This is a genomic window from Pseudomonas sp. TE3911, from assembly GCF_054062775.1.
Genome location: NZ_JBSSFP010000001.1, coordinates 6,355,985 through 6,374,880, shown reverse-complemented (window position 1 = coordinate 6,374,880; position 18,896 = coordinate 6,355,985). Strand labels below are relative to the sequence as shown.

At 59.3% G+C, this 18,896-nt stretch carries 16 protein-coding genes; 6 read left to right on the top strand and 10 right to left on the bottom strand.

Annotated elements, in window-relative coordinates; all coding sequences use genetic code 11:
- Positions 1-20 precede the first annotated feature (20 nt).
- Both ACVWXD_RS29140 and glyA read left to right on the top strand, forming a co-directional pair.
- Positions 21-3,872, top strand: a complete 3,852-nt coding sequence (locus tag ACVWXD_RS29140; protein WP_457371565.1) for a sensor domain-containing protein — start codon at positions 21-23, stop codon at positions 3,870-3,872.
- A 220-nt stretch (positions 3,873-4,092) separates the two neighbouring features.
- A complete protein-coding gene (gene glyA, locus ACVWXD_RS29135; protein ID WP_032884674.1) occupies positions 4,093-5,346 on the top strand; it encodes a serine hydroxymethyltransferase in 1,254 nt (417 codons plus the stop codon).
- A gap of 185 nt (positions 5,347-5,531) precedes the next feature.
- Here glyA and yjiA read toward each other — a convergent pair whose 3' ends face one another.
- From yjiA to ACVWXD_RS29120, 3 genes are all read right to left on the bottom strand, one after another.
- The gene (yjiA, locus tag ACVWXD_RS29130; protein WP_095186243.1) at positions 5,532-6,491 is read right to left on the bottom strand and encodes a GTPase; all 960 of its coding nucleotides are present in this window, start codon (positions 6,489-6,491) and stop codon (positions 5,532-5,534) included.
- A gap of 147 nt (positions 6,492-6,638) precedes the next feature.
- A complete protein-coding gene (locus ACVWXD_RS29125; protein ID WP_003176208.1) occupies positions 6,639-6,836 on the bottom strand; it encodes a YbdD/YjiX family protein in 198 nt (65 codons plus the stop codon).
- Positions 6,837-6,851: 15 nt separating this feature from the next.
- A complete protein-coding gene (locus ACVWXD_RS29120; RefSeq protein ID WP_032884672.1) occupies positions 6,852-8,918 on the bottom strand; it encodes a carbon starvation CstA family protein in 2,067 nt (688 codons plus the stop codon).
- Positions 8,919-9,092: 174 nt separating this feature from the next.
- On the opposite strand from ACVWXD_RS29120, the gene ACVWXD_RS29115 reads away from it, so the two are divergent.
- Entirely contained in the window at positions 9,093-9,461 is a 369-nt protein-coding gene (locus ACVWXD_RS29115; protein WP_032884671.1) for a PilZ domain-containing protein, read from the top strand.
- Between the two features lie 4 nt (positions 9,462-9,465).
- On the opposite strand, the gene ACVWXD_RS29110 is transcribed toward ACVWXD_RS29115, so the two are convergent.
- Genes ACVWXD_RS29110 through katB form a run of 4 tightly spaced genes read right to left on the bottom strand, consistent with a single transcriptional unit; the run spans position 9,466 to position 13,747 of the window.
- Positions 9,466-10,191, bottom strand: a complete 726-nt coding sequence (locus ACVWXD_RS29110; protein WP_260367958.1) for a hypothetical protein — start codon at positions 10,189-10,191, stop codon at positions 9,466-9,468.
- Positions 10,192-10,207: 16 nt separating this feature from the next.
- Positions 10,208-11,575, bottom strand: a complete 1,368-nt coding sequence (gene radA / locus ACVWXD_RS29105) for a DNA repair protein RadA (protein ID WP_032884669.1) — start codon at positions 11,573-11,575, stop codon at positions 10,208-10,210.
- A gap of 35 nt (positions 11,576-11,610) precedes the next feature.
- A complete protein-coding gene (locus ACVWXD_RS29100; protein ID WP_032884667.1) occupies positions 11,611-12,150 on the bottom strand; it encodes an ankyrin repeat domain-containing protein in 540 nt (179 codons plus the stop codon).
- A gap of 55 nt (positions 12,151-12,205) precedes the next feature.
- Positions 12,206-13,747 (bottom strand): catalase KatB, encoded by a 1,542-nt coding sequence (gene katB / locus ACVWXD_RS29095; protein ID WP_032884665.1) that lies wholly within the window; start codon positions 13,745-13,747, stop codon positions 12,206-12,208.
- Positions 13,748-14,034: 287 nt separating this feature from the next.
- Between katB and mscL the strand changes: the two genes are divergently transcribed.
- Positions 14,035-14,451 (top strand): large-conductance mechanosensitive channel protein MscL, encoded by a 417-nt coding sequence (gene mscL, locus ACVWXD_RS29090; RefSeq protein ID WP_032884664.1) that lies wholly within the window; start codon positions 14,035-14,037, stop codon positions 14,449-14,451.
- A 46-nt stretch (positions 14,452-14,497) separates the two neighbouring features.
- On the opposite strand, the gene ACVWXD_RS29085 is transcribed toward mscL, so the two are convergent.
- Complete coding sequence (locus ACVWXD_RS29085) at positions 14,498-15,274, bottom strand: ferredoxin--NADP reductase (protein WP_401380738.1); 777 nt, start codon at positions 15,272-15,274, stop codon at positions 14,498-14,500.
- Between the two features lie 371 nt (positions 15,275-15,645).
- Between ACVWXD_RS29085 and ACVWXD_RS29080 the strand changes: the two genes are divergently transcribed.
- Together ACVWXD_RS29080 and ACVWXD_RS29075 are read left to right on the top strand one after the other, a co-directional pair.
- A complete protein-coding gene (locus ACVWXD_RS29080) occupies positions 15,646-16,356 on the top strand; it encodes a helix-turn-helix transcriptional regulator (protein WP_457371564.1) in 711 nt (236 codons plus the stop codon).
- Positions 16,357-16,512: 156 nt separating this feature from the next.
- Positions 16,513-17,637 (top strand): methyltransferase, encoded by a 1,125-nt coding sequence (locus tag ACVWXD_RS29075; RefSeq protein ID WP_457371563.1) that lies wholly within the window; start codon positions 16,513-16,515, stop codon positions 17,635-17,637.
- A 70-nt stretch (positions 17,638-17,707) separates the two neighbouring features.
- Here ACVWXD_RS29075 and ACVWXD_RS29070 read toward each other — a convergent pair whose 3' ends face one another.
- Together ACVWXD_RS29070 and cydB are read right to left on the bottom strand one after the other, a co-directional pair.
- Positions 17,708-17,875, bottom strand: coding sequence for a DUF2474 domain-containing protein (locus ACVWXD_RS29070; RefSeq protein WP_081797589.1), 168 nt, complete (start codon positions 17,873-17,875; stop codon positions 17,708-17,710).
- Positions 17,876-17,887: 12 nt separating this feature from the next.
- Entirely contained in the window at positions 17,888-18,895 is a 1,008-nt protein-coding gene (cydB, locus tag ACVWXD_RS29065; RefSeq protein WP_032884660.1) for a cytochrome d ubiquinol oxidase subunit II, read from the bottom strand.
- Position 18,896 lies beyond the last annotated feature (1 nt).

The window sequence follows — 18,896 nt, the reverse complement described above, 5'->3', positions numbered from 1 at the left end:
CCAAACCGCAGGATCACAGCTTGTCCAAAGTCACGCCGCCAACTCCCTTGCGCGCCGCTCATATAGCGCCGGGAGCGCCCCTGCACGGCACCCTCAAAGGCGCATTGGCGACGCTCGTCCTCATGCTGCTCGCCTTATTGTTCTGGCAACTGCTGGACCAACTGCAGCAAAACCAGAAAAACCAGCAGCAATACACCATCGACTACAGCGCCGACCTGGCTGAGCAGATCAGCCTGAACATGGCCCTGAGCGCAAAAATCGCCTTGAACCTGCTACCGATGGTCGAGCCGCCGCGCGACATTGAACAGCAACAGGCCCTGACGCGCACGCTGCAGCGCTCGCTGCCGGAGCTGCGCAGTATCGCCCTGCTCGCGCCCAGCGGCGCGATGATCAGTGACAGCGCCAACGACAGCCAGGACAGCGCCTGGCTGGAAGAACTGGTGCAGCGCAGCCACGGCCAACCGTATTACCTGAGCAATAACGAAGACGGCACTATCATCTATCTGCTGCTGCACCAGCCCAGCGGCGGCTCAAGAATGTACTGGGCGCTGCGCCTGGCACCTAACTACTTGGTCAACCTGACCCGCCAGGACAGTCAGGGCCAGCGCCCCATGTGGGCCATCGAGAACAGTCTGAACCACCGCGTCGTCAGCCGTGACAGTGGCATGCCGGCGCAATGGTCCAGTGCCCTGACCCCGGATGACTTGAATAAAAGCGTGCTGGTCACCCCCCTGAGCAAAAGCGACTGGCAGTTGCGCGGGATGTTTGACCGCGCAGCCGTGCTGGAACAACTGCTGCCGGCGTTTATCGGCAAATGCCTGTTGGGCCTGGCTTTCTCGCTGATCCCCGTAATCGTGCTGCTGAATATGCGTCGCCGCCAGCGCCAGGTGCATGAAGGCCGGCGGCGTTATCAGGATATTTTCGAAGGTACCGGCGTCGCCCTGTGCGTCCTGGACCTGTCAGGCCTGAATGCGTTTTTTGCCAAGACGCACTTGCAGACCCGCGAACACCTTCACGCCTGGCTGCAAAACAAACCTGAAGAATGCAGGCAACTGCTCGCCGAGCTGCGCATCACCGAGATCAACCAAGTGGCGGTGCGCCTGCTCAACGTGGACTCGTGCGAGAAGGCTTGGGAGCGGCTGATCGATGATTGCCCACGCAACAGCACGTCCATCGGCCATCAAATACTCGAAGCGGTCCTGACCCAGCAGAGCCAGCTTGAACTGGAGATCCAGCTCAATGATGTGGTCGGCAACGAGCAATACCTTTGGCTGGTGATGCGCCTGCCGGAGCAGCAGGACGATTTCAAGGCGGTGATCCTCAGCATCAGCGACATCACCAGCCGCAAGCTGATCGAACTGTCGCTGGTGGAGCGTGAGAGTTTCTGGTCGGACGTGGTGCGCACCGTGCCTGATCACCTGTATGTGCAGGACGTGGTCAGCCAGCGCATGATTTTCAGCAACCACCACTTGGGGCAAACCCTCGGCTACGTAAAGGCCGAACTGCAGCAAATGGGCGAGTACTTCTGGGAAATCCTGCTTCACCCTGAAGACGCCGAGTATTACCACGATTTGCGCCAGCAACAGCGTCAGGCCGGCTACGCGACGCAGTTGCACTGCCAGTTGCGCTTCCGCCATCGCAATAACCAATGGCGGCGCTTTGATATTCGTGAGCAGGCCCTGGCCCGTGATAAAACGAGCCAAGTCACCCGCATCATTGGCGTCGCCAAAGACATCACCGACCAGATCGAAGCCAGCGAATCCCTGCGCGACAGCGAACAGCGCTATCGCATGCTCGCCGAAAGCATCAGTGACGTGATCTGCTCCACCGACAGCAAACTGGCCCTCAACTACATCAGCCCGTCGGTCAGTGCGGTGCTGGGGTATGAAGTGGACTGGGTGTTCAAGAATGGCTGGCAGTCGATCATCGCCAACCCAACGCAATTGGCGGGTATTTACAGCCTGATGGAACAGGTCAGCCGTGCGCTGGGCGACACCGATGCGCTCAATAAGCTGCGCGATGAAGTGCAGACCCAGCTGTTCCTGTTTGACTGCCTGCGCGCCGACGGGCGTAAAGTGCCGATCGAACTGCGCTTGGTACTGGTGTGGGACGAGCATGGCGCCTTCGAGGGCATTCTGGGCGTCGGCCGCGATATCAGCCAACAACGCCGCGCCGAGAAAGACCTGCGCATGGCGGCCACGGTATTTGAGCATTCCACCTCGGCGATCCTGATCACTGACCCGGCGGGCTATATCGTGCAGGCCAACGAGGCATTCAGCCGAGTCAGCGGCTACGAAGTGGCGGACGTACTCGACCAGTTGCCGAACATGCTGACCGTGGATGAACAGCAGGAAGCCCACCTGCGCTACGTACTCAAGCAGTTGCACCAGCACAGCACCTGGGAAGGCGAAGTTTGGCTCAAGCGCCGCAACGGCGAGCACTACCCGGCGTGGGTCGGCATCACCGCCGTGTTCGACGACGAAGGCGACCTCGCCAGTTACGTATGCTTCTTCAGTGATATCAGCGAGCGCAAGGCCAGCGAGCAGCGTATTCACCGCCTGGCGTATTACGACGCCCTGACCCACCTGCCCAACCGCACACTGTTCCAAGACCGCCTGCACACCGCGTTGCAGTCTGCCGAGCGGCAGAAGTCGTGGGTGGTGCTGATGTTCCTCGACCTTGACCGCTTCAAGCCGATCAACGACTCCCTTGGACACGCCGCCGGCGACCGCATGCTCAAGGAAATGGCCACTCGCCTGCTCGGCTGCGTGGCCGAAGACGACACCGTCGCGCGCATGGGCGGTGACGAATTCACCTTGCTCCTGCAACCACGGGTCAGCCGTGAAATGGCGCTGAACCGCGCGATTCACGTGGCCGAACAGATCCTCGCCAGCCTGGTGAAACCCTTTGTGCTGGAAGGCCGCGAGTTCTTTGTGACCGCCAGTATCGGCATCGCCCTCAGCCCTCAGGACGGCAACGAGCTGAGCCAACTGATGAAAAACGCCGACACCGCCATGTATCACGCCAAGGAACGCGGCAAGAACAACTTCCAGTTCTACCAGGCCGACATGAACGCCAGCGCCCTGGAACGCCTGGAGCTGGAAAGCGACCTGCGCCACGCCCTGGAGCAGAACGAATTCGTGCTTTATTACCAGCCGCAGTTCAGCGGTGATGGCAAACGCCTGACCGGCGCCGAAGCCCTGCTGCGCTGGCGCCATCCGCGTCGCGGGCTGGTGCCGCCGGGGGACTTTATTCCGGTGCTGGAAGAGTTGGGCCTGGTGGTGGACGTCGGCGACTGGGTGATCAGCGAAGCCTGCCGCCAGCTCAAGACCTGGCATCAAAACAAGGTGCGCGTGCCGAAAGTCTCGGTGAACATCTCGGCGCGGCAGTTCTCCGACGGCCAACTGGGCACCCGCATTGCCACCATCCTCAAAGACACAGGCCTGCCGCCGGCGTGCCTGGAGCTGGAGCTGACCGAAAGTATCCTGATGCGCGAAGTCAACGAAGCCCTGCACATCCTCGACAGCCTGAAAAACCTGGGCCTGAGCATTGCGGTGGACGATTTTGGCACGGGCTATTCATCGCTCAACTACCTCAAGCAGTTCCCCATCGATGTGTTGAAAATCGACCGCACCTTCGTCGACGGCCTGCCGTCCGGCGAACAGGACGCGCAGATCGCCCGGGCGATTATTGCCATGGCCCACAGCCTCAACCTGGCGGTAATCGCCGAGGGCGTGGAAACCCATGAGCAGTTGGATTTCCTGCGCGAGCATGGCTGCGATGAGGTGCAGGGTTATCTGTTCGGACGACCGATGCCGGCGAATCGGTTCGAGGCGCAGTTCAGCAATGATGCCCTCTTCATGTTCGACTGATGGTTTGTGGTGAAGCCACTGGCCTCATCGGGGGCAAGCCCCTCCCACAGGGGAATGCGTTTCAAATGTGGGGGGACTTACCCCCGATTAGGCCGGCAATGACACCGCTCATCCCTAAGTGAATCCCACTTGTCCGCGACTTGATGTCCTTTCATATGCCATCTAAAACCCATTGGGTTAGAATGCCCTCCTTTTCTGCCCCCGATCCTTGAGGACCGCCATGTTCAGCCGTGATTTGACCATTGCCAAGTACGACGCCGATCTCTTCGCCGCCATGGAGCAAGAAGCCGTGCGCCAGGAAGAGCACATCGAGCTGATCGCTTCGGAAAACTACACCAGCCCTGCGGTCATGGAGGCTCAAGGTTCGGTTCTGACCAACAAGTACGCCGAAGGCTACCCAGGCAAGCGCTACTACGGCGGTTGCGAGTACGTCGACGTGGTTGAGCAACTGGCCATCGACCGTGCAAAAGAACTGTTCGGCGCCGATTACGCCAACGTCCAGCCACACGCCGGCTCCCAAGCCAACAGCGCCGTGTACCTGGCCCTGCTGCAAGGCGGCGACACCATTCTGGGCATGAGCCTGGCACACGGCGGTCACCTGACCCACGGCGCCAGCGTTTCCTCCTCCGGCAAGCTGTACAACGCCGTTCAATACGGTATCGATGCCAACGGCCTGATCGACTACGACGAAGTTGAGCGCCTGGCGGTTGAACACAAGCCAAAAATGATCGTGGCCGGTTTCTCTGCCTACTCGCAGATCCTGGACTTCCCACGCTTCCGTGAAATCGCCGACAAGGTTGGCGCCTACCTGTTCGTGGACATGGCTCACGTGGCCGGTCTGGTCGCCGCGGGCGTCTACCCGAACCCGGTTCCATTCGCTGATGTGGTAACCACCACCACCCACAAGACCCTGCGCGGTCCACGTGGCGGCCTGATCCTGGCTCGCGCCAACGCCGAGATCGAGAAGAAGCTGAACTCCGCTGTATTCCCAGGCGCCCAGGGTGGCCCGCTGGAGCACGTGATCGCCGCCAAAGCGATCTGCTTCAAGGAAGCACTGCAGCCTGAGTTCAAGACCTACCAGCAACAAGTGGTCAAGAACGCCCAGACCATGGCCAGCGTGTTTATCGAGCGCGGCTTTGACGTAGTGTCCGGCGGTACTGAAAACCACCTGTTCCTGCTGTCGCTGATCAAGCAGGACATTTCCGGCAAAGATGCTGACGCTGCCCTGGGCAAAGCCTTCATCACCGTGAACAAGAACTCGGTACCGAACGACCCACGCTCTCCGTTCGTCACCTCGGGCCTGCGCTTCGGCACCCCGGCTGTGACCACTCGTGGCTTTAAAGAAGCAGAGTGCAAGGAACTGGCCGGCTGGATCTGCGACATCCTGGCAGACCTGAACAACGAAGCCGTGATCGACGCGGTCCGTGAGAAGGTCAAGGCCATCTGCAAAAAACTGCCGGTATACGGCGCTTGATTGCAGTTGCTTGAATAAAAAGCCCGGCTCTTAAGCCGGGCTTTTTTATGCCTGGTGTCCAACTTGAAATGAGATCAAGTGTGGGAGGGGGCTTGCTCCCGATAGCAGTGTATCGGTCACATATGGGTTTACTGATCCACCGTCATCGGGAGCAAGCCCCCTCCCACCGTTGACTGCATTACAAGTCAGGGTTGGTAAACCTTGGCAAAGCCTTCGCGGATTTTGTCTTCCGGCAATTCATCGGCAATAAACACGATCACACTCTCCCGCGCTTCCCCCTCGGCCCATTCGGTGTCCCAATCGAACCCGTAGAGCTTCAGCACGCCCTGAAACACCATGCGGCGGTCTTCGCCGGCAATGTTCAGCACGCCCTTGTAGCGCAGCAGTTGCTTGCCGTGGTCTTCCAACAGCTCATTCATAAACTCGCTGAGGCGGTCGATATCCAGCGGCTGGTCGGTGCGCAGCACCAGGCTGGAAATACGGTCGATGGACGGGGCCTTGCTCACCGGGCGCAAGCTCATGCCGGCGTTGAGGTTGAAACCACGAACATCGAGCAGTTCGGCCAAATCAATCTTGCCGTGCTCGACCACGCGAATCGGCGCGCGGCGGTTGATGCGGGTGAGGCGATCACTCAGCGCCTCGAAGGTGGCGTCGTCCACCAGATCACGTTTGCTCACCAGCAGGCGATCGGCAAAACCGATCTGGGCCTGGGCGATGGTCTGCGTCAGGTGGTGCTCGGCGTGGGCCGCGTCCACCAGGGTGATGATGCCGTCGAGGATGTAGCGCTCGCGCAGTTCTTCATCGATGAAAAAGGTTTGGGCCACCGGCGCCGGATCGGCCAGGCCGGTGCACTCGATCACCAGGCGATCGAAGGCGATCTCGCCGCTGTCCAGGCGCTCAAGCAGCAGATAGAGAGCCTTGGTGAGGTCGGTGTGGATGGTGCAGCACACGCAGCCGTTGGACAGGGTCATGACTTGCACCGGTTCTTCGCCCAACAACTGGGTGTCGATACCGGCATCGCTGAATTCGTTTTCGATCACGGCGATTTTCAAGCCGTGTTCGGCCTTGAGCAGATGGCGCAGCAAGGTGGTCTTGCCGGCGCCGAGAAAGCCGCTGAGTACGGTCACTGGAATGGGAGAGGACAAAAAATTCTCCTTGAAGGAACACTGAAACAAATGTGGGAGGGGGCTTGCCCCCGATAGCAGTGTGTCAGGCACTTATCTGTCACTGACACACCATATCGGGGGCAAGCCCCCTCCCACAGTAGATCACCACCAGCCCGAACTAACGGGTCAGCAGCACTTGGGTCCACCCTTGCCGCCGTATCGGGCCTCCTGACGTTCCCGGAAGAACGCCTTGTAGTCCATCATCGGCTTGTCTGGGTGCTTGGTTTGCATATGCTCGACGTACGTGTCGTAGTCGGGCATGCCGACCATCAAGCGCGCGGCCTGACCGAGGTATTTACCGAGGCGACTGATGTCATTGAACATGTTTGCAATCCTCGGTTATGCGTCGGGTACTGCCTGAAACGGGGCTTCTTTATCCGTACGCTCTTTGTTGCCCCAGGCGGCGACGCCAACCTTGAGCGCATAGAACAGGATGCTGAACACCACGAACAGGAACAGCGCCGTCAGCGTTGCGTTGGTGTAGGCGTTCCAGATCACGTGCTGCATCTGGTCGATGCTCTTGGCCGGGGCCAGGATCTGACCGTTAGCCAGCGCGTCACTGTACTTCTTGGCCAGCGACAGGAAGCCAATCGCCGGGTTGGCGTCGAACAGCTTGATGAAGCCTGCGGTGGTGGTGCAGATCAGCAGCCATACCGCCGGCAGCATGGTCACCCAGATGTAGCGCTGGCGTTTCATTTTGATCAGCACAACCGTCGCCAGCATCAGCGCGATACCGGCCAGCATCTGGTTGGAGATACCGAACAGCGGCCACAAGGTGTTGATACCGCCCAGTGGGTCGATCACGCCTTGGTACAGCAGATAACCCCACATCGCCACGCAACCGGCGGTCGCGATCAGGTTGGCGGTCCAGGATTCGGTGCGTTTGAGCGCCGGCACGAAGGAGCCAAGCAAGTCTTGCAGCATGAAGCGACCAGCTCGGGTACCTGCGTCAACAGCCGTCAGAATGAACAGCGCTTCGAACAGGATCGCAAAGTGGTACCAGAACGCCATGGTGTTTTCACCCGGCAGTACGCTGTGCAGGATCTGCGCGATACCCACCGCCAACGTCGGTGCACCGCCGGCGCGTGCCAGGATGGTGGTTTCACCGATGTCATGCGCCACGGCCGACAGTGCCTCAGGGGTAATTGCAAAACCCCAGCTGCTGACGGTTTGTGCCACGGTAACCACATCGCTGCCGACTACGGCGGCTGGGCTGTTCATAGCGAAGTAGACGCCAGGCTCGATCACCGAAGCGGCAACCATGGCCATGATTGCGACGAACGACTCCATCAACATGCCGCCGTAACCGATGTAGCGGGCGTGGCTTTCATTGGCCAGCAACTTGGGCGTGGTGCCCGAGGAGATCAGCGCATGGAAACCCGAGACCGCGCCACAGGCGATGGTGATGAACAGGAACGGGAACAGGCCGCCCTTCCACACCGGGCCGGTGCCGTCGATGAACTGGGTCAGGGCCGGCATTTTCAGGTCTGGCATGGTGACCAGGATGCCGATTGCCAAGGCGATGATGGTGCCGATTTTCAGGAAGGTTGAGAGGTAGTCACGCGGCGCCAGGATCAGCCACACCGGCAGTACCGCCGCGACAAAACCGTAACCGATCAGCATCCAGGTGATCTGGATCCCAGTGAACGTGAAGGCCTTGGCCCAGACCGGATCAGCGGCAATTTGCCCGCCCAGCCAGATCGAGCCGAGCAGCAACAACACGCCGATGATCGAAATTTCACCAATGCGGCCCGGGCGGATGTAGCGCATGTAGATGCCCATGAACATCGCGATCGGGATGGTCGCCATCACCGTGAAGATGCCCCAAGGGCTCTCGGCCAGGGCCTTGACCACGATCAGCGCCAGCACCGCAAGGATGATGATCATGATCAGGAAGCAGCCGAACAGCGCGATGGTCCCCGGAATACGGCCCATCTCTTCACGAACCATGTCCCCCAGGGAACGGCCGTTGCGACGGGTCGACAGGAACAGAACCATGAAGTCCTGGACCGCGCCGGCCAGCACCACGCCGGCAATCAGCCAGAGCGTGCCGGGCAGGTAGCCCATTTGCGCCGCCAGTACCGGACCGACCAGCGGGCCCGCACCGGCAATGGCCGCAAAGTGGTGACCGAAAAGGATGTGTTTGTTGGTCGGCACATAGTCCAGACCGTCGTTGTTGATCACTGCGGGGGTAGCCCGCCGTGGATCGAGTTGCATCACGTTGTTAGCGATGAACAGGCTGTAGTAGCGATAAGCAACCAGGTAGATGGCCACAGCAGCGACCACAATCCACAAGGCGTTGATCGCCTCGCCTCGGCGCAAGGCCACTACGCCCAGGGCGCACGCTCCTACGATTGCCAGCACCAGCCAGGGTAGATGGCGTAGCAGGCTATTATTATTTTTCATTTTTATATTCCAGCCAGGGTGGACAGAAAGGACAGCCGTTCGGAGTTTAGCGCTGTTGGCCTTAAAGGCCACCCCCCTACGTTGGTCTAGAGCCTTGCAACGAAGAAAAAACCAGAAAAAACGGCTCAATGATGGCGCAGGGCTACAATCCTTTTATCCTCAGAGGGTTTCACCATGACCGAGCAAGCGTCTGATCGTCGCCGTTTTCGCCGGATTGCCTTTGATGCCAAGACCGAACTTCGGCAAAACGGCAACGAATGGCCAGTGCAATTGGTGGATTTATCGCTTAAGGGCCTGTTGGTGCAACGGCCTGAAGAGTGGAAGGGAAATAAGGCGCTGCCGTTCGCGGTCGACATACGCCTGGATCCCAAGGCGCATATAAAGATGCAAGTACGGCTAACCCACGAAGCAGTGGGTCAACTGGGGTTTGTGTGCACAGACATCGACCTGGACTCGATCAGCCACTTGCGGCGGCTGATCGAGTTGAACCTAGGCGATCAGGAGGAACTGGAGCGAGAGCTGGGCGCGCTGCTGGAAGTGTGATGGCTCAGGGGAACGCACTACGTGCGGGAAAATCACTTTCCATGTCCCAGTAACCCTTCTTCTGACTTGAGGCGCCGTGCCACTGCCCGTCGACAAACCGATAGGTCTGATAACGGGTGGCAAAGTCATCCTCACCGTCGCCGTCCATAAATGACGACACCTGCAGCAGTTCATCCGCGCCGCCGTTGGCTGGCGTTGCGATCATCCACGCAGCCTTGCCGGTATGAGCCAGGGTCAGCGCCTGGACTTTGCCGTCGGCGCCCTGGTAACTCAACGGCTTGAGTTGCTGCTTGCCGGGCAGCAGTAACTGCGTGGCAGGTCCGCTGTAGCTGCCCATGGGGGCGGTCTGATCGATGGTCAAAAAATATACAGGCTCGGGCAGCCCTTTGAGCGGGGCTTTCTTGACCTCGGCCAAGGGGTAGCCGAGGTCTTCGTGAGCTATTACCTCGCCAGAGGCCGATACCCACCGCACCTGGGCTTCGAGCAGCGGGTTGTCGACCAAATCGCCGGGCTCGTCGAACGAGTCTTCATCCAGCCCACTGCCCCAACTGTCCTTGTGCAGTTGGGGGCTGATGCGCTGGTCTTCGAGCACCTGCAGCACACTGCCCTCTGGCGTCACCAGCGTTTGCTCCAGGCGATAGCCCGTTGGCAGCTCCGCCCAGGCCATGGCGGGCAAGCTGGCCAAGGCGATAAACAGGGCGACTACACCCCAGTGATTCGATCGTTGCATCGCGTCCATCCCTGAATTATTCGAAAAGTGCATCCAGTGCCTGTTCCAGGCGCGTGACCCCAATCACCTGCAATCCTGGCGGCATTTCCTTCGGCGCGTTGCCCTTGGGCACAATCGCGCGTTTGAAGCCGTGCTTGGCCGCTTCCTTCAAGCGCTCCTGACCGCTCGGCACCGGACGCACTTCGCCGGACAGGCCGACCTCCCCAAATACCAAGAGGTCGTGCGGCAGAGGCCGGTTACGCAAGCTGGACATCACCGCCGCCATCAAGGCCAGGTCGGATGCGGTCTCCAGCACCTTGACCCCACCCACCACGTTGAGGAACACATCCTGATCGTGGGTCGGAATGCCGCCATGGCGGTGTAACACCGCCAGCAACATCGCCAGGCGGTTCTGATCCAGCCCCAGCGTGACCCGGCGCGGGTTGGCCAAATGGCTGTCATCCACCAATGCCTGGACTTCCACCAACATCGGTCGGGTACCTTCCCAAGTCGCCATCACCACACTGCCTGGGACTTCTTCCTGGGCACGGGTCAGAAAAATCGCCGAAGGGTTGGAGACTTCTTTCAGTCCCCGGTCAGTCATGGCGAATACACCCAGTTCGTTCACTGCGCCGAAACGGTTTTTCACCGCCCGCAGCAAGCGCAGTCGACCATCGGACTCGCCTTCGAAATACAGCACGGTGTCGACCATATGCTCCAACACTCGCGGCCCGGCCAGCGCGCCTTCTTTGGTCACGTGGCCGACCAGGAAGATCGCCGTGCCGCTCTGCTTGGCATACCGCACCAGTAGCGCTGCACTTTCGCGCACCTGGGACACACCACCCGGCGCCGATTGCAACTGCTCGGTGAAAATCGTCTGGATCGAGTCGATCACCATCACCTTTGGCTTTTCGATACGAGCCGTGGCGATGATGCTTTCGATGCAAGTCTCGGTCATGACCCGCAACTGATCCTGAGGCAAGCCAAGACGGCGTGCGCGCATGGCCACTTGTTGCTGGGATTCTTCACCGGTGACATATAACGCCGGCATGCGGCTGGCGATGCTGCACAGAGTTTGCAGGAGGATGGTCGATTTACCGATGCCAGGGTCGCCGCCGATCAGCACCACCGAGCCGTCCACCAGGCCGCCGCCCAGCACACGGTCCAGTTCACCTGAGGCGGTGGAGAAACGCGGGATTTCTTCGACGCTGACTTCGGCCAGGGTCTTGATCTGCGCCTGCTGCCCAGTCCAGCCGGCGCGGCCCGTGGGCGCCGCAGCGCCGCCGCTTTCGATCATGGTTTCGGTCAGGGTGTTCCACGCACCGCATTCGCCGCACTGGCCGGCCCACTTGGGAAAGGTCGCGCCGCACTCCGTGCAGCCGTACATGCGCTTGGCCTTTGCCATTTGAGAACCTCCAACCGAAAAACCGCGATGATAGCTCAGCGCGGCGCCGGGGTCCGGATTTCACCGCTGGCCAATCGCGAAGCACTGTTGCCGATCGGGTCTTCGGCGTTGAGGTCAGCGCCTTTGGCTTTCAATTCATCAAGCAATTCGACGCGCTTGAACAGGCCTGCATACATCGCGGCCGTCTGCCCGGCGCCGTTGCGTTGGTCGGGGTTGCAATCGGTGGCCAGCAGGCGCTGGGCAATGTTCAGCTCGCCTTTGAAGATCGCGCCCATGAGCGCGGTGTTGCCACGTTTGTCCTGTACACAGGCGTCGGCACCGGCACTGAGCAAACGCTCCACAAACCGGCCCTGGCCGTGATAGGCGGCGAGGATCAACGCGGTGTAGCCCTTTTCGTCCTGGGTGTTGAGGCTGTAGCCAGACTCAATAAAGGTGTTGAGCATATCGAGGTCGCCACGGCGGGCGGCGTCGAAGTAATAATCCTGCAACTGTGCCTTGAGTGCTGCCGGTTCGGGGGATTCGGCATGGGCGACAAAGGCCAGCATGGCCATCAGCAAACCGATAGAAATACGCATGGGTTTCTCCTGCCATGGGTCGACGCCCCAACCGGCGCGTCGACCGTCACCAATGTCAGTCAGTCAATTTTTCAGCCAGCGCCTTGACGCGGGCCAGGTCACCCTTCGCGACCTTGGCCACGCCGGTGCCGTATGCCGGGTCCGCTTTGTAGAGGAACGACAGGATGATGTGCTTGCTCTCGTCATCCGTGGTGGCCAGTGAGCCGCCGAAGTTGTCGATCAAGTCCTGCTGCTCTTTTTTGGTGTATGAGCGATACAGATCACCGGCCTGCTTGAAGTTCTGCTCGCGCTGAATCTTCGCCTGCTGGGTGCTACCAGACAGTGCCGTCTGGCTGTAGCGCGCGGTTTGCGGCTCTTCGCGGTTTTCCAGGCGGCTTGGCTGGTAGTTCACGCCGCTGGTGGTCTTGCCGAAGTTCATCGCGCCGTCCTGGTTACCGTTGTTGACGGTGACCCGTGGGGCATTGATCGGCAGTTGCAGTGCATTGGCACCCAGGCGGTACATTTGGGTGTCGGCGTAGGAAAACACCCGGCCTTGCAGCAGGCGGTCTTCCGACGGTTCGATGCCGGGCACAAGGTTGGCCGGGGCCATGGCGACTTGCTCGGTTTCCTGGAACACGTTCGCCGGATTGCGGTTCAGCACCATCTGCCCAACTTTGCGCTCAGGCACGTTCGGCCAGATCTTGGTGGCGTCCAACGGGTCGAACTCAAACTTGGCCAAGTCTTCGGGCTTGAGCACTTGCACATACAAGTCCCACTTGGGGAAATCGCCCTTGTTGATATGGGTGACCAAGTCATTAGTCATATGGCTGTAATCACGACCTTGCACTTCGGTGACTTGCTTTGGATCAAGGTTCTTAATGCCTTGCAGGCTCTTCCAGTGGAACTTGACGTAATGCACTTCGCCTTTGGTATTAATCAATTTGTAGGCATGTACGCCATTACCGTCCATTTCCCGATAACTGGCGGGCGTGCCAGAGTCCGAATACAACTCGGTCAGCGTGCGCGTGGCCTCGGGTACATGAGAGAAGAAGTCAAAGCGACGGGAGTCGTCATCCAAGTTCGTGCGCGGATCCGGCTTGAACGCATGCACCATGTCCGGGAACTTGATGGCGTCACGAATAAAGAAAGTTGGGAAGTTATTGCCGACCAAGTCCCAGTTACCGTCAGCGGTGTAGAACTTGGTGGCAAAACCGCGCGGGTCACGCAGGGTTTCCGGGGAGTGGTTGCCGTGAACGACGGCCGAGAATCGCACAAATACCGGGGTGGCTTCGCCAGCGGCGAAAACTTTGGCCTTGGTCAGGTCGCTCAGGTTATCAGTCACCGTAAACGTGCCGTGGGCGCCGGTGCCCCGGGCGTGCACCACGCGCTCGGGAATGCGTTCGCGGTCGAAGCGCTGCAACTTCTGAATGAGCTGCACGTCTTGCAGCAGCACCGGGCCATTGGCGCCGGCGGTTTGCGAATTCTGGTTGTCGCCGACGGCCGCGCCGTTATCTCGCGTCAGGTTAGCGGCTTGCACCGAAAGAGAAAGCAGACTGGCAGTCGCCAGCAACAGCGCATGTCGCGCCAGCACTGGACTGCGGCTCATTGGGTTGTTCATCGAGGTTTCCTCTGGTTTTTTTAGTGCACATTCAGTTGTGCTTGCCAGAGGCTAGTGACCTGGGAGTCAGAAGATAAATAGAAAAACCCCACCAGGGCGATTAAGAAATTAATGTGGTAACCCACTGAAACAGCGAGTATTTCGCGCGCGATTGGTGGCACTTTGCAAACTATTTGAGTTTTAATGTGTCGATTAAAATTAACAGTATTAACAGTTGTGTCGCACAAGCCCTATACGACTGACTTACACTGTGCTTCACCCTTCTCATCTGTAACAAGGAATAACCTATGAGCGTGATCAGTGAGTTCAAGGCCTTCGCGGTCAAAGGTAATGTGGTCGACATGGCCGTCGGTATCATCATCGGCGCAGCCTTCGGCAAAATTGTTTCCTCGTTTGTCGGCGACGTGGTGATGCCGCCCATTGGTCTGTTGATCGGTGGTGTGGACTTTGGTGACCTGGCGGTCACCCTCAAGGCGGCCCAAGGCGATGTTCCCGCCGTCGTGCTGGCCTACGGCAAGTTCATCCAGAGCGTGATCGATTTTGTCATCGTCGCCTTTGCGATCTTCATGGGCGTGAAGGCCATCAACCGCCTCAAGCGCGAAGAGGCCGTAGCACCTAGCCTGCCGCCGACGCCGACCAAGGAAGAACTGCTGCTGGGGGAGATCCGCGATCTGCTCAAGGCACAGAACGACAAGCCGCTTTAACCCGGATCGGCTTTAAAAAAGGCGCCTGCTTGAGGCGCCTTTTTTATTACCAGTAGTTTTCCACCGCCACCTGCCCAGGCCTGCGGCTCAGGCTCAGTTGCATGTCACGCTGCTTGAGCAACTGGCGGGTGTCATCAACCATCTGCGGGTTGCCGCAAATCAGCACGCGGGAATGCTCCGGGCTCAGCTCTACGCCCGCTGCGCGCTCCAGCTCACCGTTTTCAATCGAGGTAGTAATGCGCCCGCTCAATGCGCCTGGATGGTGCTCGCGGGTAACGAGTGGAATGTAAGTCAGTTTGTGCGCGTACTCGGCAAGGTACTCACGCTCACCCAGTTCCTTGATCAGCGACTGATAGGCCAGTTCCTTGGCTTCCCGCGCGCTGTACACCAGCACGATCTGCTCGAATTTCTCCCAGACTTCGAAGTCCTGCAGGATCGACAAAAACGGCGCGACTCCGGTCCCTGTCGCCAACATCCACAAGTCACGGCCATCGACGAACCGGTTCAAGGTCAGGAACCCCGTAGCCTGGCGTTCCACCATCAAGGTGTCGCCCACGCGCAGGCGGCTCAGCTCGCTGGTGAACTCGCCTTCAGGGACCACAATCGAGAAGAAGTCCAAGTGCTCATCAAACGGCGAGGAAACTATCGAGTAAGCGCGCCACACCGTAGTGCCGTCCGCCTTGGTCACGCCCAGACGCACGAACTGACCCGCAGTAAAACGGAACCCAGGGTCGCGAGTGGTTCGCAGCGTAAACAGGCTGGGGGTCAGCGATTGCACATCGAGCAAGGTCTGGCGGGTAAATTTCTCAGCACTGGCCGTCATGGGGGGCTCCGTTCTACAGGTGCCCTAGTGTCCCTCAAAGTCGCGCACGGAAACACCGGTGGTTTGTAGTGGCATCGCGCAGCCCCTAAGTAGTGGCAATTTAGTGGCAGCCCAACCCATTGGCTATTAGTCCCTCTACCCTAGCTACAAGCCCACTCTAAGTTGATCATTCAACTCACTAAAAAATCGAAAAAAACCAACTAAGCGCCGTCACACCCCTTTTGCCGTCCTTAAAAAATCTTCTTAAACCCCCTGCGTTCAAGAGCGAAATTTTCCTCTTGCACCGTAAGTAATGTCCTACACTCCTTTCCGTGCATTTGGGAGTTCAGGAGGTATCCCATGTCATGTAGACCCCACATGGAGAGTTAAAAATGGTTAACTGGCGTAACACACGTCTTCCCAAACTGGAAGGCGAAAGCGAGGCCACCACTCTTTTCGAGATAGCCCTCAACCACACCTTCGCACTCGGCGTTGAATACTGTTCCTTTACGATGAGTTCACACCTACCCAACAATCGAACAAAGCCCGTTCGCTTCAATAACTATCCAGATGAGTGGAACAACCTTTACAACCAGGCGCACTTTTTTGACGTTGATCCCGTGGTGAAACATTGCAAAAGCTCTGTGTTACCCATCGTCTGGGAGGAAAAAACTTTTAAAGACTCACCCAACTTGTGGTCTTTGGCTCAATCGTATGGTGTGCATCTGGGTTGGACCCAGGCAGTGCATGATTTCCAGGGTGTGTTCAGCATGCTTACCCTGGGTCGCAGTAAAGGTGCGGTGACTCCGGAAGAGCTCTACGAAAAAGCTGGCCAGGTCCTGTGGCTTTGCCATGCGATGCATGCGGCCGTGGCGCAGACTTACGCGGCCAGCCCCAGCATCAACCCTGCAAAAAAATTGACCTCGCGCGAGACCGAAATCCTCAAATGGTCAGCCATGGGCAAAACTGCCGCAGACATTGCCACCATCCTGTGCCTTTCCGAACGTACCGTGGGCTTTCACATCTGCAGTTGCTTCAAAAAGCTGGGGGTCAACAACAAGATCGCCGCAGTGCTCTGTGCCTCGAAAGCAGGGCTGTTTTAACCGCCCTTGAAACACCGCATGTAATCCCCGTAGAAAAAAAGTAACATTTACGCCCAATTCTGAGTGCAGGGCCCCTTGGGGGCCCGCCTGTAGTTCACTCAGACGGTTGCGCAGGTCACTGCCGCCGCCCATCGATTACCCAGAGCCTCCCCCGCCATGCCCCTGCTCGACAGCCCCTTCGCCCAGCTCGATCTGATCCGCCAGCCAGAGCAACATAACGATCCGCTGCAAGCCTTCGATGCGGCCGACGAATACCTGCTCAGCCACCTGGCCGGACAACAGCCGAGTGCAGCGACGCGCGTGCTGGTACTCAATGATAGTTTCGGTGCCTTGGCGGCCAGTCTTGAAGGCCAGATGCAGGTCACCTCCAGCGGCGACTCGTTTCTCGCCGCCCAGGGCCTGGAGAAAAACCTGGTACGCAATGGCAAGGCGTTTGATGGCGTGACTTTCGTGCCTGCCCACCAAGTGCCGACCGGCCCTTTCGACCGAGTCCTGATCCGCGTACCCAAAACCCTGGCACTGCTGGAAGAACAGCTGATCCGCCTGCAAGGCCAACTGGCACCGGGCGCAGAGGTCATCGCCGGGGCGATGGTCAAGCACCTGCCCCGTGCGGCCGGTGAGTTGCTGGAGCGTTACATCGGGCCGATGCACGCCTCCCTTGCGGTAAAGAAAGCACGGTTGCTGATTGCCACTCTGGAAGATCGCCCCGCGGCAGTCTCGCCCTACCCAACGCGCTATCAGCTTGAAACACCCGCTATCGAACTGCTCAACCACGCCAACGTGTTCTGCCGTGAAGGCCTGGACATCGGCACCCGCGCCTTCCTGCCGCACCTGCCCAAAGGCCTGGGCAGTGCGCGCGTCGCGGACCTGGGCTGCGGCAACGGCGTGCTGGCGATTGCCAGCGCGCTGCAAAACCCGGACGCCCATTACACCTTGCTCGACGAGTCGTACATGGCCGTGCAATCAGCCCTTGAGAACTGGCAAGCCGCCCTCGGCGAACGGGAGGTGATCGTGCGTGCTGCCGATGGCCTGGCCGGCCAGGCCTCGGACTCTCTGGATGTGGTGCTGTGCAACCCACCGTTCCACCAACAACAAGTGATCGGCGACTTCCTCGCCTGGCGCATGTTCCAGCAAGCGCGGGAAGCGCTGGTGGTGGGCGGCGCGCTTTATATAGTCGGCAACCGCCACCTGGGTTATCACAGCAAATTGGCGCGACTGTTCCGCGGTGTCGAGCAAGTGGCCGCCACGCCGAAATTCGTCATCCTCAAAGCGCGCAAATAAAAAAAGCCCTGCCTTTTCCAAAGGAAAAAGCAGGGCTTGAAAACCGGGCCGCAAAGCCCGGATCGGGATGTCAGTGGGTGGTCAGGCCGGCCGCATTCATGAACATGCGCATCAGGCTGGCCACGACGAACAGTGCCAGCACACTGCCGGTCCAGATCATCGCCAGCCACCCCAGACGCCGCCACAACGGCTGTTTCTCGCCCTCTTCAATTTCGTGCAACGTAGGTTTGCCGGACATGCCACAACCCTCCTAGTGATAGCCGTCTTCGTGGGTGACCTTGCCGCGGAACACGTAGTAGCTCCAGAAGGTGTAGCCCAGGATGAACGGGATGATGAACAGCGTACCCACCAGCATGAAACCCTGGCTTTGCGGCGGTGCGGCCGCGTCCCAGATCGACACAGAGGGCGGAATGATGTTCGGCCACAGGCTGATCCCAAGGCCGCTGTAGCCGAGAAAAATCAACACCAGCGTCAACAGGAACGGCGTGTAGTGGGCATTACGCGCCACCGCGCGGATCAACCCGTACATGGTCACCAGCACCAGGATCGGCACCGGCAAGAACCAGAACAGGTTCGGCAGGGTGAACCAGCGCGTCGCGATTTCCGGGTGCGCCAGCGGCGTCCAGATACTGACGATGCCAATCACCGCCAACACAACGAATGCCAAGGGCCGCGCCAGGTTGTGCATCTTCTCCTGCAACGGGCCTTCGGTTTTCATGATCAACCAGGTGCAGCCGAGCAAGGCATAGGCCACGATCAACGCCACGCCGCAGAACATTGTGAACGGTGTGAGCCAGTCCAGTGAGCCACCGGCAAACTGGCGGTCCACCACTGGAATCCCATCGATAAACGCCCCCAACGCTACACCCTGGAAGAACGTGGCCGTCAGCGAACCGCCGATAAACGCCTTGTCCCACAGGTGGCGCTTGTGGTCCTTGGCCTTGAAACGGAACTCGAAGGCCACGCCACGGAAGATCAGCCCGATCAGCATCAGGATCAGCGGCAGGTACAGCGCCGACAACACCACCGAATAGGCCAGCGGGAAGGCGCCAAACAACGCTGCGCCACCGAGTACCAGCCAGGTTTCGTTACCGTCCCAAACCGGGGCGACGGTGTTCATCATCACGTCGCGGTCGACTTTGCCCGGAATAAACGGGAAGAGGATGCCAATGCCGAGGTCGAAGCCGTCCATCACGACGTACATCATGATGCCGAAGATGATGATCACGGCCCAGATCAGCGGAAGATCAATACCCATC

Bases quoted from the DNA above. Each gene is read 5' to 3' on its own strand.
- katB (WP_032884665.1), bottom strand. From the start codon at position 13,747: ATGAACAACCCAATGAGCCGCAGTCCAGTGCTGGCGCGACATGCGCTG.
- ACVWXD_RS29070 (WP_081797589.1), bottom strand. From the start codon at position 17,875: ATGTCCGGCAAACCTACGTTGCACGAAATTGAAGAGGGCGAGAAACAG.
- ACVWXD_RS29075 (WP_457371563.1), top strand. From the start codon at position 16,513: ATGCCCCTGCTCGACAGCCCCTTCGCCCAGCTCGATCTGATCCGCCAG.
- ACVWXD_RS29120 (WP_032884672.1), bottom strand. From the start codon at position 8,918: ATGAAAAATAATAATAGCCTGCTACGCCATCTACCCTGGCTGGTGCTG.
- ACVWXD_RS29125 (WP_003176208.1), bottom strand. From the start codon at position 6,836: ATGTTCAATGACATCAGTCGCCTCGGTAAATACCTCGGTCAGGCCGCG.
- ACVWXD_RS29085 (WP_401380738.1), bottom strand. From the start codon at position 15,274: ATGACGGCCAGTGCTGAGAAATTTACCCGCCAGACCTTGCTCGATGTG.
- cydB (WP_032884660.1), bottom strand. From the start codon at position 18,895: ATGGGTATTGATCTTCCGCTGATCTGGGCCGTGATCATCATCTTCGGC.
- ACVWXD_RS29080 (WP_457371564.1), top strand. From the start codon at position 15,646: ATGGTTAACTGGCGTAACACACGTCTTCCCAAACTGGAAGGCGAAAGC.
- glyA (WP_032884674.1), top strand. From the start codon at position 4,093: ATGTTCAGCCGTGATTTGACCATTGCCAAGTACGACGCCGATCTCTTC.
- radA (WP_032884669.1), bottom strand. From the start codon at position 11,575: ATGGCAAAGGCCAAGCGCATGTACGGCTGCACGGAGTGCGGCGCGACC.
- ACVWXD_RS29110 (WP_260367958.1), bottom strand. From the start codon at position 10,191: ATGCAACGATCGAATCACTGGGGTGTAGTCGCCCTGTTTATCGCCTTG.
- mscL (WP_032884664.1), top strand. From the start codon at position 14,035: ATGAGCGTGATCAGTGAGTTCAAGGCCTTCGCGGTCAAAGGTAATGTG.
- ACVWXD_RS29115 (WP_032884671.1), top strand. From the start codon at position 9,093: ATGACCGAGCAAGCGTCTGATCGTCGCCGTTTTCGCCGGATTGCCTTT.
- ACVWXD_RS29100 (WP_032884667.1), bottom strand. From the start codon at position 12,150: ATGCGTATTTCTATCGGTTTGCTGATGGCCATGCTGGCCTTTGTCGCC.